The sequence below is a fragment of the Agromyces sp. GQ35 genome (assembly GCF_059758475.1).
Genome location: NZ_JCAXEO010000002.1, coordinates 648,076 through 660,866, shown reverse-complemented (window position 1 = coordinate 660,866; position 12,791 = coordinate 648,076). Strand labels below are relative to the sequence as shown.

The 12,791-nt window shown below is 67.9% G+C and carries 11 protein-coding genes; all 11 read left to right on the top strand.

The window, feature by feature from the left end; all coding sequences use genetic code 11:
* A partial coding sequence (locus AC6CH0_RS15060; protein WP_498102258.1) for a fibronectin type III domain-containing protein occupies positions 1–858 on the top strand: 858 nt, incomplete at its 5' end.
* Between the two features lie 43 nt (positions 859–901).
* Positions 902–1,870: an AAA family ATPase gene (locus AC6CH0_RS15055; protein ID WP_498102256.1), complete on the top strand. Its 969-nt coding sequence runs from the start codon at positions 902–904 to the stop codon at positions 1,868–1,870.
* Positions 1,867–3,183: a DUF58 domain-containing protein gene (locus AC6CH0_RS15050; protein WP_498102254.1), complete on the top strand. Its 1,317-nt coding sequence runs from the start codon at positions 1,867–1,869 to the stop codon at positions 3,181–3,183. The genes AC6CH0_RS15055 and AC6CH0_RS15050 overlap by 4 nt, the downstream gene beginning before the upstream one ends.
* Positions 3,180–5,696, top strand: coding sequence for a transglutaminase TgpA family protein (locus AC6CH0_RS15045; protein WP_498102252.1), 2,517 nt, complete (start codon positions 3,180–3,182; stop codon positions 5,694–5,696). The genes AC6CH0_RS15050 and AC6CH0_RS15045 overlap by 4 nt, the downstream gene beginning before the upstream one ends.
* Positions 5,697–5,738: 42 nt before the next feature.
* Positions 5,739–6,242, top strand: coding sequence for an FHA domain-containing protein (locus tag AC6CH0_RS15040; protein ID WP_498102250.1), 504 nt, complete (start codon positions 5,739–5,741; stop codon positions 6,240–6,242).
* A gap of 163 nt (positions 6,243–6,405) precedes the next feature.
* Positions 6,406–7,899 (top strand): 3-isopropylmalate dehydratase large subunit, encoded by a 1,494-nt coding sequence (gene leuC, locus AC6CH0_RS15035; RefSeq protein ID WP_498102248.1) that lies wholly within the window; start codon positions 6,406–6,408, stop codon positions 7,897–7,899.
* A 2-nt stretch (positions 7,900–7,901) separates the two neighbouring features.
* A complete protein-coding gene (leuD, locus tag AC6CH0_RS15030) occupies positions 7,902–8,522 on the top strand; it encodes a 3-isopropylmalate dehydratase small subunit (RefSeq protein WP_498102246.1) in 621 nt (206 codons plus the stop codon).
* Positions 8,519–9,889 carry a UDP-N-acetylglucosamine 1-carboxyvinyltransferase gene (gene murA, locus AC6CH0_RS15025; protein WP_498102244.1) on the top strand — a complete coding sequence of 457 codons (1,371 nt, stop codon included), beginning with the start codon at positions 8,519–8,521 and terminating at the stop codon, positions 9,887–9,889. The genes leuD and murA overlap by 4 nt, the downstream gene beginning before the upstream one ends.
* Positions 9,890–9,896: 7 nt before the next feature.
* Positions 9,897–10,673, top strand: coding sequence for a lysophospholipid acyltransferase family protein (locus tag AC6CH0_RS15020; protein ID WP_498102242.1), 777 nt, complete (start codon positions 9,897–9,899; stop codon positions 10,671–10,673).
* Positions 10,663–11,802 (top strand): NAD(P)H-dependent glycerol-3-phosphate dehydrogenase, encoded by a 1,140-nt coding sequence (locus tag AC6CH0_RS15015; RefSeq protein WP_498102240.1) that lies wholly within the window; start codon positions 10,663–10,665, stop codon positions 11,800–11,802. The genes AC6CH0_RS15020 and AC6CH0_RS15015 overlap by 11 nt, the downstream gene beginning before the upstream one ends.
* The gene (locus AC6CH0_RS15010; protein WP_498102238.1) at positions 11,702–12,790 is read left to right on the top strand and encodes a D-alanine--D-alanine ligase family protein; all 1,089 of its coding nucleotides are present in this window, start codon (positions 11,702–11,704) and stop codon (positions 12,788–12,790) included. Before AC6CH0_RS15015 ends, AC6CH0_RS15010 begins: the two co-directional genes overlap by 101 nt.
* The last annotated feature ends 1 nt before the right edge of the window (position 12,791 follow it).

The following is a 12,791-nucleotide window of genomic DNA, read 5'->3' as shown; positions in this document are numbered from 1 at the left end:
GACGCCACCGCCGGCGACGCCACGGCCGTCGTGAGTTGGAGGGCGCCGGCCACGAACAACTCGCCGATCACCGGGTATGTCGTGCGGTGGGCCGGCGGCAGCCAGCCGTTCGGCGCCGACGATGCTGGCGCGAATCACACCATCGAGGGACTGACCAACGGTCAGGCCTACACGTTCACCGTTACCGCGCGGAATGCCATCGGAGACTCTGCAGCATCCGCCCCGAGCCGTGCCGTGACGCCGTACGGCACCCCGAGCGCGCCGCGAAACGTCTCGATCTCGAAGGGCGGCGACGCGCCCACGACGTTGCGGATGGACTGGAACGCGCCGTCCGTCACCGGCGGCGGTGCGATCCACTACCAGTGGCGTCTGAACGGGGGCAACTGGCAGAACACGAACAACACGTCGGCGTCGTCAGGCAACGCCGGCGCCGGAACGTGGACCGTCGACGTCAGGGCTGTCAACGAGGGCAGCGGCAAGCCCGGCCCGGTGAACAGCGCGTCCGTCGTCGTCAACGACCCGCCGCCGCCGCAGCCCTCGGGCTCGCTGGGCAAGGGCGCGAGCATGGGGTGCCAGAGCGGCGGCAGCGGCTGCGCCGAGGTGCGTATCACCTGGAACAACATGGATCCCGGAACCTACCGCGTCTTCGCGACGATCAACGGCGGCTCGTGCTGCAGCTACCAGCAGACGGTCGACATCGGTGCGAGCGGCCGCCTGCAGTTGCAGAACCACCTCGGCATCCGGCAGGCCGGTGAGACCATCGCGGTGCGATTCGAGAACGTCAGCGGTGGCACTTCGCGAACCCTTGGCGGAATCAGCGGAAGCCAGTGGAACAACATCGGCTACAACACGTGGTGACCACGTGGAACCAACACAGCCTGAACACATCAGAGGAGCACGCATGTCAGTGACACAAGAACAAGCCGACTGGTTCTCGGACGCCTTCGCGAAGCTCGTCGACAACGTCGACCAGGCGATTCTCGGAAAGCGCGACGTCATCCGACTCGTCGTCATGGCGCTCCTCAGTGACGGCCACGTGCTGCTCGAAGACGTGCCCGGCACCGGCAAGACGGTGCTCGCGAAGGCGCTCGCGAACACGCTCGACGGCAGCAACTCGCGCATCCAGTTCACCCCCGACCTGCTGCCCTCCGACGTCACCGGCGTGACGATCTACGACCAGGGCAAGGGCGTCTTCGAGTTCCACAAGGGGCCGATCTTCGCCTCGGTGGTGCTCGCCGACGAGATCAACCGCGCGAGCCCGAAGACCCAGTCGGCGCTCCTCGAGGTCATGGAGGAGGGGCGGGTCACCGTCGACGGCGTGAGCCACGACGTCGGCCGGCCGTTCATGGTCATCGCCACGCAGAACCCGGTCGAGCAGGCGGGCACGTACACGCTGCCCGAAGCGCAGCTCGACCGCTTCCTGATCAAGACCTCGCTCGGCTACCCCGACCACAACACTGCCGTCGCCCTGCTGCTCGACTCCTCGAATCGTGCCCGCGCATCGAAGATCACCCCGATCATCGCGCCCGACTCCGTGTCGGCGATGGCGCAACTGGCTTCAGAGGTCTACGTCGACGCATCCGTGCTCGCCTACCTGAACCACATCGTGACCGCGACGCGCAGCCACAAGGATTCGACCCTCGGTGTCAGCATGCGCGGTGCGCTCGCTCTGGCGCGTGCGGTGAAGACGTGGGCGCTGTCGCAGGGTCGCACGTACGTGACGCCCGACGACGTACGCGAACTCGCGGTGCCGGTGCTCGCACACCGCATCATGGTCGACCCCGAGTCCGACTTCGCGGGCGTGACCGCTGAAGACATCGTGAGCCGCGTGCTGGTGGACATCGAGCCGCCGGCCTACCGCGCGGCATGACCGGCACCACTCCCACCGAACGCGCCGAGCCCGCTCCGCGCACTCCCTCGCAGTCGCTGATCGCCCTGCGGGGCCTGTGGCGCGCCATCGTCGGCGGGCTGCGGAACCTCCTGCGCCTCGCAGGCCAGGCACTGACGCGCGTATTCGCATTCGCGAGCCCGGTAACCCGAGTGATCTCCCCGATCGGCTGGCTCGTCGTGTGCGGAGCGATCCTCGCCTTCGCACTCAGCCGCATCTTCGGATGGGTCGAGTTCGGCTACGTCGGTGCAACACTCGCCGCCGCGCTGCTCGTCGCCGTCGCCTTCGTGTTCGGTCGCACCAATTTCAGCGTGCACGTCGAGCTGAACCCGCACCGCGTCGTCGCCGGGGAACGTGCACTCGGTCGCATGGTGGTGACGAACATCGCGGCGAAGCCCTCGATTCCGTCACGGATGGAGTTGCCCGTCGGCAGCGGAATCGCCGAGTTCGTCATCCCCGTGCTCGCCCCGAACGCCGAGCACGACGAGCTCTTCGCCGTGCCGACGCATCGACGGGCCGTCATCGTCGCGGGTCCCGCGATCACTGTTCGCGGCGACCAGCTCGGACTGCTGCGCCGCACGGTGCGTTGGACCGACGAGGTCGAACTGTTCGTGCACCCCGTGACCGCTCGGCTCGCACCGAGCGCTTCGGGCCTCGTTCGCGATCTCGAAGGCGAGATCACGAAGACCATCACCAACGACGACATCTCGTTCCACGCGCTGCGTTCCTACGAGCCGGGCGATGCGCTCCGCAATGTGCACTGGCGCACCTCGGCGCGCACCGGCCAACTCATGGTGCGCCAGTTCGAAGAGACCCGTCGTTCGCAGCTCACGATCGTGCACACCACGGAGCGCGCGGCGTACGCCTCTGAAGAGGAGTTCGAGCTCGCCATCTCCATCACCGCATCCATCGGAGTCCAGGTCGTGCGCGACGGCACCAACATGAGCATCGTCAGCGAGCGGATGCCGCTCTCCACCGCGACACCGGTCGCACTGCTCGACGACTCGTCGCGCCTCGTGGAGACATCCGGTGACTATTCGAGCCTCAGGGACTTCGCGCGGGACTCGACGAAGCGATTGCCTGCGCCGAGCGTCGTCATGTTCGTCGGTGGTTCCGGCGTGCCGCTCGCCGACTTCCGTGCCGCCGAGAGCGTCTTCGGACTCGACACGCAGACGATCGGGTTCCGGGCGGAGTTCGGCGCGCCGTCGCGCATCGCGAAGGTCTCGGGCCTCACCGTCGTCACCATCGGCCAGATCGGCGACCTGCCGCGCGTGATGCGGAGGGTGCGCCCGTGACCGCTCCAGAACCGGCCACGCCGACGGTGACCGCCCAGCCGACGATGCGCCCATTCCCCGCGCGCGCCTGGCCGGATGTCGCCATTCTGTCGATCCTCTCGTTGCTCGGTGTCATCGGGTACGAGACCTCGTTCGGCGACCACAACTTCCTGCTCGCGGGCGTCGGCGGTCTCGTCGTCGGCACCGGCTTCGCAGTGCTCGGCTACATGCTGCGGCTCGGCGTCGTGACGAACGTGCTCGCAGCGTTGCTCGGCTACTTCCTCTTCGGCAGTGTGCTCACCATGCCCGGCCAGTCGCTGTTCGGCTTCCTGCCGAGTCTCGAGACGCTCGCCGGGCTGGCGCTCGGTGCGGTGTGGGGCTGGGCCGACATCGTGACCCTGCAGACACCCGTCGAGGCGCCCTACTACATCCCGGTCGTCCCGTACTTCGCGACGTGGCTCGTCGCGCTCGTCGGCACGATGATGGCCAGCCGCTGGCTCGTGGCGAAGCGCACGCCGCTGCGGGCGAGCACGCTGCTCGTCGGACCCGTGCTGCTGTTCCTCTCCGGCATCCTGCTCGGCACCGACGAGGCGTACTTCGCCGGGGTCCGTGGGGTCGCGTTCGCAGTGATCGCGCTGATCTGGCTCGGATGGCGACGCCGTGCGGTTCCGTCGGCGAGCGACGAGGGCTCCAGCAGGTTGCAGCGACGCAAGCTGATGGGCACCGGGATCCTGGTCACCGGCGCGGTGCTCGTCGGAGCGCTCGCCGGCACGGCGCTGGCTCCCACGCAACCTGATCGTTTCGTACTCCGTGAAGAGATCACGCCGCCGTTCGATCCGCTCGCGTTCCCGAGCCCGCTCGCGGGCTTCCGCGCGTACACGAAGGACCTCGCCGACACGCCCATCTTCACGGCGACCGGTCTCGAGCCCGGAGACGTGATCCGCCTCGCGAGCATGGACGCCTATGACGGCAAGCTCTGGAACGTCGCCGGACCCGACGACATGGCGTCGACCGACGGTGGCTTCTCGCTCGTGGGCGAGACCATTCCACTGCCCGAACTCATGCAGGCCGGCGGAGAGCGAGCGGCCGAGATCGAGGTCAGCGCCTACGACGACGTGTGGCTGCCCGGTGTCGGCTATCCGACCCGGCTGATCTTCGACGATGGCACGAGCTCCGATCGCGCCGGCGACCTCCGGTACAACGCCTCGACCGGCACAGCGGTGCTGACGAGCGGGGTGACCGAGGGCTACCGGTATTCGATCGATGCCACCACCCAGAAGGGCATCGATGACGCAGACCTCGTGGACACGCCTGCCGCGCGACTCGACCTGCCGCCCGTCGAGAACACGCCCGATGTCGTGGTCGCCAAGGCGCAGGAGCTCGCCGGCACGGCGGAGACGCCGATCGAGCAGCTTCGTGCGATCGAGAAGGCGCTGAAGACTCAGGGCTTCCTGAGTCACGGTCTCGCGTCCGACTCGGTTCCGTCGCGCGCCGGTCACGGTGCCGACCGCATGATCGAACTCTTCACGCGAAGCCAGATGATCGGCGACGAGGAGCAGTACGCCTCCGCGATGGCGCTCATGGCCAGATACCTCGGATACCCCTCGCGCGTGGTGATGGGATTCGCACCCGAGATCAGCGAGGACGACGAATCGGTGGAGGTCGTCGGTGACGACGTGACCGCGTGGGTCGAGGTCGCGTTCGAGGGAGTCGGCTGGGTCTCGTTCCAGCCCACTCCCGATGAGACCGACATCCCGCAGGACCAGACGCCGAAGCCGAAGTCCGAGCCGCAGCCCCAGGTGCGACAGCCACCGCGCAGCGACAACGAAGACGAAGACCTGTTGACCGCCGTCGAGATCGATGACAGCGACGACGAGAAGAAGGACCAGGGATTCATCATCCCGTTGTGGGCGTGGATCACCGCTGGAGCGGTGGGAGTCCCGCTCCTGCTGTTCTTCGGCACGATGTTCGTGATCGCCGCGATCAAGGCGCGTCGGCGTCGGCGTCGGCGCACCAGAGGCCCCGGTGATCGTCGCGTCGCGGGCGCGTGGGACGAGTTGACCGACGAGTTCGCCGAACTCGGCTTCGAGGTGCCACGAACCGGGAGCCGTCGACAGGTCGCCTTCTCGCTGGAGCGTCAGCTGCGAGAACAGGGCCTCGGCGACGTTCCGGCCAAGCACACCGATACCGGCCCCGTTCGGGTGGTCCGGGTGGACGCCCCTGCGAGCTCCATCCGCGTCACGCCGTTGGCCGATGCCGTGGATCGCGCCGTGTTCGGCGGGCATGAGGTCGATGAGTCCGTCGTCGAGCAGAGCTGGAGCGAGGTGATCGAATCGGTCGGGCTCGTGCGCGCGGCATCCGGTCGCCTGCGTCGCCTCTTCAGCCGTTTCCGCATCCGTTCGAAGCGCGATTGGTCGAAGGTGGACATCTCCGGAACGTCCGCCGATACCGCTCGGCCGACGCCGCCGAGCGTGCCGAAGGCGCCAGGGGCGCCGGAACCGCGCGGGCCGTTCGCCGCGCCGGCTGCGGGATGACCGGTTCGCCGCAACGGGGCGCTTGATCGCTAGAGTGGTGTCGTGGAGCACGAGGGGTTCATCGTTCCGCCTCCCGGGTTGATCCCCGACACGGTCGAGGCTGCGCCTCCGCGCGCGCGCGAAGTGGCGCCGGCGACGTTTCCGGTCTTCTCCGCTCCGGCGGCGCCGACGCCTCCGCCGGCGCCGGTCGCCCCGGTCACGGAGGCGGTGGCGCACGGTCCGTGGGTCCTGACACTCGCCGACGGACAACGGTTCCAGGTCGGCGGCTCGCTCGTACTGGGCCGCGACCCCTCGGCGGTCGCGGTTAGGCCGCACGCTGCGCTCGTGCCGCTCGTCGACCCTGCGAAATCCGTCTCCAAGACGCACGCGGTCATCGACCTCGAAGGCGCAGAGCTCTCGATCACCGACCTGCACTCGACCAACGGCGTGCTCGTCACCAGTGAGCAGGGGCTCGCGCGCGATCTCTCGCCCGGCGAGCGTGTCGTGCTGCAGCCGGGCGACCGCGTCGAGTTGGGATCGTTCGTGGTCGCCGTCGAGCGGTTGTGACGTGACGACGCGTGGCGGCACCGCCAATTCCGAGGTGTTAGCCTGAAGTGGTGCGCGCACGACGACGTCTTCTCCTTCGATGCCGCGGCGGGGCTTCGATCTGAGCCTTCCCCGCCGCGGAGTCCGTCGTCGGCTGACCCCCGGAACTGAGGAAGACGAACGCATGAACGCAGCACCATCGACGAACGCTGTCGCAACGACCGAGCGCCCGCGCACCCTGGCCGAGAAGGTCTGGAATGCCCATCTCGTGGCCGAGGGCGCAGACGGCACGCCCGACCTCATCTACATCGACCTGCACCTCGTGCACGAGGTCACGAGTCCGCAGGCCTTCGACGGCCTGCGTCTGGCCGGCCGGCCCGTGCGTCGCCCCGATCTCACGATCGCGACCGAAGACCACAACACGCCGACCATCGACATCGACAAGCCGATCGCCGACCTCACGAGCCGCACGCAGATCGAGACGCTGCGCCGCAACGCCGCGGAGTTCGGCATCCGCCTGCACTCGCTCGGCGACAAGGAGCAGGGCATCGTCCACGTGGTGGGCCCGCAACTCGGCCTGACGCAGCCCGGCATCACGGTCGTCTGCGGTGACTCCCACACGTCGACGCACGGCGCGTTCGGTGCGATGGCGTTCGGCATCGGCACGAGCGAGGTCGAGCACGTGCTCGCCACGCAGACGCTGCCGCTCAAGGCGTTCAAGACGATGGCCATCAACGTCGAGGGCACGTTGCGACCCGGCGTGACCGCGAAGGACATCATCCTCGCGGTGATCGCCAAGATCGGCACCGGCGGCGGTCAGGGCTATGTGCTCGAGTACCGCGGCAGCGCGATCCGTGCGCTCTCGATGGACGGTCGCATGACGATCTGCAACATGTCGATCGAAGCCGGCGCGCGAGCCGGAATGGTCGCGCCCGACGCCACCACCTACGAGTACCTCAGGGGCCGCGCGCACGCACCCGCCGGCGCCGACTGGGACGCCGCGGTCGAGTACTGGGAGACGCTCGCGACCGACGATGGCGCGAAGTTCGACGCCGAGGTCTTCATCGATGCCGACACGCTCGAACCCTTCGTCACGTGGGGCACGAACCCCGGGCAGGGCGTCTCGCTCTCCGAGTCCGTGCCGGATCCGGCGACGATCGCCGACCAGCACGAGCGCGCCGCCGCGGAGCGCGCGCTCGAATACATGGCGCTCGAACCGGGCACGCCGCTGAAAGACGTCAAGGTCGACGCGGTCTTCATGGGTTCATGCACCAACAGTCGCATCGAAGACCTGCGTGCGTTCGCCTCGATCGTCCGCGGCAAGCAGAAGGCCGACGGTGTGCGCGTCATGGTCGTGCCGGGTTCAGCCCGGGTTCGCCTCGAGGCCGAGGCCGAGGGACTCGACAAGGTGTTCACCGAGTTCGGCGCCGAATGGCGATTCGCGGGGTGTTCGATGTGTCTCGGCATGAATCCCGATCAGCTCGCGCCCGGTGAACGCTGCGCCTCGACCTCGAACCGCAACTTCGAGGGCAGGCAGGGCAAGGGCGGCCGCACTCACCTCGTCTCTCCGCTCGTCGCCGCCGCCACCGCCATCCGCGGCACGCTTTCGAGCCCGTGGGATCTGGGTACCGATTCGGGCCCGACGGCCCACTCGACCATCGAAGGGGAGGCGCGCTGATCATGGAGAAGATCACCACCGTCACCGGCACCGCGGCACCGCTGCGCCGATCGAACGTCGACACCGACCAGATCATCCCCGCCGTGTTCCTGAAGCGGGTCACGAAGACCGGGTTCGACGACGCGCTCTTCTACGCCTGGCGGCAGGACCCCGAGTTCGTGCTGAATCGGCCCGAGTACCAGGGCGCGAAGGTGCTCATCGCCGGGCCCGACTTCGGCACCGGATCGAGCCGTGAGCACGCCGTCTGGGCACTGCGCGACTTCGGCTTCGATGTCGTCATCAGCTCGCGGTTCGGCGACATCTTCCGCGGCAACTCAGGCAAGCAGGGACTCGTCGCCGCCCAGGTGGCCTACGAAGACGTCGAGCGGCTCTGGGAGGTCGTCGAGGCCCAGCCGGGAATAGCCGTGACGGTCGATCTCGTTGAGCGAACTGTGACCGCAGGGTCACTCAGAGTGCCGTTCGACATCGACGACTACACTCGGTGGAGGCTTCTCGAGGGACTCGACGACATCGGGCTCACCCTCAGAGACGAAGCCGCCATCACCGAGTTCGAGTCTCATCGAGAAGCGTGGCGGCCGAAAACGCTCCCCATCAGGGAGCCGGCGGAATCAGGGAGTTCGTGAACACACTCGGGCAGGATGCCAAGAACCATGGAACGGCAGTCGGGTTGAACGTCGACAAGATCACGATCAACGGCGGCAAACCGCTTCGTGGTCGCATCGAGTTGAAGGGCGCGAAGAACCTCGTCACCAAGGCGATGGTCGCGGCCATCCTCGGCGACACTCCGAGCGTGCTGAAAGACGTTCCGAACATCAGCGACGTGCGCATCGTGCGTGGCCTCCTCGAGGTGCACGGCGTCACCGTCACCGACGGCCCCGTGGAGGGCGAGCTCATCCTCGACCCGTCGGCGGTCGAGACGGCGCACATGGCCGACATCGACGCGCACGCGGGTTCCAGCCGCATTCCCATCCTGTTCTGCGGGCCGCTGCTGCACCGCCTCGGTGAGGCGTTCATCCCGGACCTCGGCGGCTGCCGCATCGGCGACCGCCCGATCGACTATCACCTCGAGGTGCTGCGCAACTTCGGCGCCATCATCGAGAAGCTGCCGAGCGGTATTCGCATGTCGGCTCCGGCCGGGTTGCACGGCGCGAAGGTGTCGTTGCCCTACCCGAGCGTCGGCGCAACCGAGCAGGTCCTCCTCACCGCGGTGCTCGCCGACGGCATCACCGAACTCTCGGGCGCGGCGATCGAGCCCGAGATCATGGATCTCATCAACATCCTGCAGAAGATGGGTGCGATCATCACGGTCGACACCGACCGGGTCATCCGCATCGAGGGCGTCGAGAAGCTCGACGGCTACACGCACCGGGCGCTCTTCGACCGGAATGAGGCCGCCAGCTGGGCCGCAGCGGCGCTGGCCACCGACGGCGACATCTTCGTCGGGGGCGCCCGCCAAGCCGAGATGCTGACCTTCCTGAACGTCTTCCGCAAGGTCGGCGGCGACTTCGAGATCCAAGAAGACGGCATCCGCTTCTTCCACCCAGGCGGAGAACTCTCGCCCGTGATCATCGAGACCGACGTGCACCCCGGCTTCATGACCGACTGGCAGCAGCCGCTCGTCGTGGCACTCGCGAAGGCGAAGGGCGTCTCGATCGTGCACGAGACCGTCTACGAGCAGCGCTTCGGCTTCGTCGACGCACTCGTCGAGATGGGTGCGTCGATCGAGGTGCACAAGGAATGCCTGGGTTCGGCTCCCTGCCGATTCGGGCAGCGCAACTTCAAGCACTCGGCCGTCATCTCGGGGCCCACGAAGCTCACGGGTGCCGACATCGAAGTGCCCGACCTGCGCGGTGGCTTCAGCCACCTCATCGCGGCGCTCACCGCCGAAGGTCGATCCACCGTCTCGAACGTCGGAATCATCGCGCGCGGCTACGAGGACTTCATCACGAAGCTCGAGCTGCTCGGGGCGGATTTCGAACTCGAAGGATAATGGGGGAGTGCCACACGACGACTCGTCTCCGAACACCTCGGTGAAGGTACGTTCGGAGACCCGCCGCCCCTCGTTCTTCTGGCTCCTCGCTGCGATCGCACTGCCGCCGCTGGGAATCGCCGCCGGTTTCCGCTTTCACCACCGCGAACGGATGCCGCAGTCGGGCGCGTTCGTGCTGGCACCCAACCACTTCAGCGAGATCGACCCGCTCGTGATCGGCGCAGCGGTGTGGAAGCTCGGCCGTGCGCCGCGCTTCCTCGCCAAGGCGTCGCTGTTCAAGAACCCGGTGCTCGGCTGGTTGCTGCGCACCTCGGGCCAGATCCCCGTCGAGCGCGCCGGCAGTCGCAGCCACGCGGCGCTGCGAGCGGCCGAGGAACTCGTCGAGAAGGGGCGCATGGTCGTCGTGTACCCCGAGGGTTCACTGACCCGCGATCCCGATCTCTGGCCGATGCGGGGCAAGACCGGCGCGGTGCGCATCGCGCTCGAGCGCGACATCCCGATCATTCCCGCGGCGCACTGGGGAACGCAGACGCTCATGCCCCGGTACGGCAAGAAGATCAGCGTGTTCCCGCGCAGCGCGATCGACGTCATCATCGGTGAGCCGCTGGACCTCAGCGCGTACCGAGGCAGGCCGCTCGACCAGCGGATGCTCCTCGCCGCCACCGATGAGCTGATGGCCGCCATCGCGGCGCTGCTCGCCGAGGTCCGCGGCGAGCAGGCTCCTGCCGAACGCTGGAATCCGGCGGCCCACGGCCAGAAGGAGACCGGTCGCCTTGAAGACTAGAACTCCTCCCAGAAAGGTGGCGGGCAAGCGCGTCGCGGTGCTCGGCGCGGGCAGCTGGGGCACGACGTTCGCGAAGATCCTCGCCGACGGCGGCGCAGACGTCGTCATCTGGGCGCGCCGACCCGAGCTTGCACGTGAGATCCAGGAGGGCAAGCGCAACAGCGACTACCTTCCGGGCGTGAACCTGCCGCTCGGCCTGCGTGCCACGAGTCGACTCGATCTCGCGCTCGCCGGAGCCGAGCAGGTCTACGTCTCGGTGCCGAGCCAATCGCTGCGCGAGAACCTCGTCACGGTTGCGCCGCACCTGCACGCCGAGGCGACCGTCGTCTCGCTCATGAAGGGCGTCGAGAAGTCGACGGGCAAGCGCATGAGCGAGGTCATCGCCGAGGTGCTGCGCCTCGATCCGGCGCAGATCGCCGTGATCTCCGGGCCGAACCTCGCGCTCGAGATCGCGAAGGAGCAGCCGACGGCGGCCGTCGTCTCCTCGGCGAGCCTCGAGACGGCCCAGGCCGTGGCATCCGTCGCCCGCAATCGCTACTTCCGCTCGTTCGTGAACACCGACGTGATCGGCACCGAGTTCGGCGGGGTGCTGAAGAACCTGATCGCCGTGGCGATCGGCATCGTCGACGGCGTCGGATACGGCGAGAACACGAAGGCCTCGATCATCACCCGAGGGCTCGTCGAGATGACGGACTTCGCGGTCGCCTACGGCGCACACCCCGAGACGCTCGCGGGTCTCGCCGGCCTCGGCGACCTCATCGCGACGAGCCAGTCGCCGCTCTCGCGCAACAACACCGCCGGCCGGCTGCTCGGTCAGGGATACCACCTGAACGATGTGGTCAACCAGATGCAGCAGACCACCGAGGGGCTCGCGTCGGTCGGGCCGATCCTCGAACTGGCCCGCGCGATGGGCGTCGACATGCCGATCGTCGAACAGGTGCGACAGGTGCTCGCGGGCACCCTCGATCCGAAGGACATCGCGCCGCACCTCACGACAGACGACGAGCCGCAAGGCGAAAGGACGATCGATGGACAAGCTCAGAGTGGTTCTGCTGTTCGGAGGGCGTTCCAGCGAGCATTCGATCAGCTGCGCAACGGCGGGCGGGGTGCTGCGGGCGATCGACCGTAGCCGGTACGAGGTGATCCCGGTCGGGATCACCCGCGACGGCGCGTTCGTGCTCGAGTCCGATGACTCCGACCGATTCGCGCTCGACCCGGCGCACCTGCCCGAGGTCGTCGACAACGGCTCGCGGGTGCGCTGGCCCGAGAGCGCATCGTCGCGTGAGCTCCGGGTGGCGGATGCTTCGGGCGAGCGCTCGCTCGGTGAGATCGATGTGGTCTTCCCGATCCTGCATGGGCGTTTCGGCGAAGACGGAACGATCCAGGGCCTGCTCGAGCTCATCGGCCTGCCCTACGTCGGCAACGGCGTGCTGGCCTCTGCGATCGGCATGGACAAGCACTTCACGAAGACGGTGCTCGAGGGCGCCGGCATCGCGGTCGCACCGTGGGTGACGTTGACCGGCCCGGCATGGCAGCACGATCGGGAGCTGTGGGAGCGCCGAACGAAGGCGCTCGGTCTCCCGGTGTTCGTCAAGCCTGCGCGCGCCGGGTCATCCGTCGGCGTCACGAAGGTCGCCGACTGGTCGGCGCTCGACGAAGCGCTCGAGGTCGCGTTCGCTGAAGACGGCACCGTGCTCGTCGAATCCGCGGTCGAAGGTCGAGAGATCGAGTGCGGCGTGCTCGGTGGCGCCGGGGCGGCGGTTCGGGTGAGCGTCGCCGGCGAAGTGATCGTGACGGGCCGCGAGTTCTACGACTTCGAGGCGAAGTATCTCGACGCCCCCGGAGTCGAGCTCATCTGCCCCGCCGAGCTCGGTGACGGCGAGCTCTTCGAGCTGCAGCGCGTGGCGCAGCGTGCGTTCGAGGCGATCGGTGCCGAGGGGCTCGCGCGGGTCGACGTCTTCTTGACGGGAGAGGGATTCGTCGTCAACGAGATCAACACGATGCCGGGATTCACCCCGATCTCGATGTTCCCCACCTGCTGGCTGCAATCGGGTCTCAGCTACCCCGACCTGATCGCCGAATTGATCGACGCGGGGCACTCACGCGGCAGCCGCTAGG

What these genes read in the sequence shown, in the direction of transcription:
- AC6CH0_RS15055 (WP_498102256.1), top strand. Translation starts at nt 902, where the DNA reads ATGTCAGTGACACAAGAACAAGCCGACTGGTTCTCGGACGCCTTCGCG.
- AC6CH0_RS15050 (WP_498102254.1), top strand. Translation starts at nt 1,867, where the DNA reads ATGACCGGCACCACTCCCACCGAACGCGCCGAGCCCGCTCCGCGCACT.
- leuC (WP_498102248.1), top strand. Translation starts at nt 6,406, where the DNA reads ATGAACGCAGCACCATCGACGAACGCTGTCGCAACGACCGAGCGCCCG.
- leuD (WP_498102246.1), top strand. Translation starts at nt 7,902, where the DNA reads ATGGAGAAGATCACCACCGTCACCGGCACCGCGGCACCGCTGCGCCGA.
- AC6CH0_RS15010 (WP_498102238.1), top strand. Translation starts at nt 11,702, where the DNA reads ATGGACAAGCTCAGAGTGGTTCTGCTGTTCGGAGGGCGTTCCAGCGAG.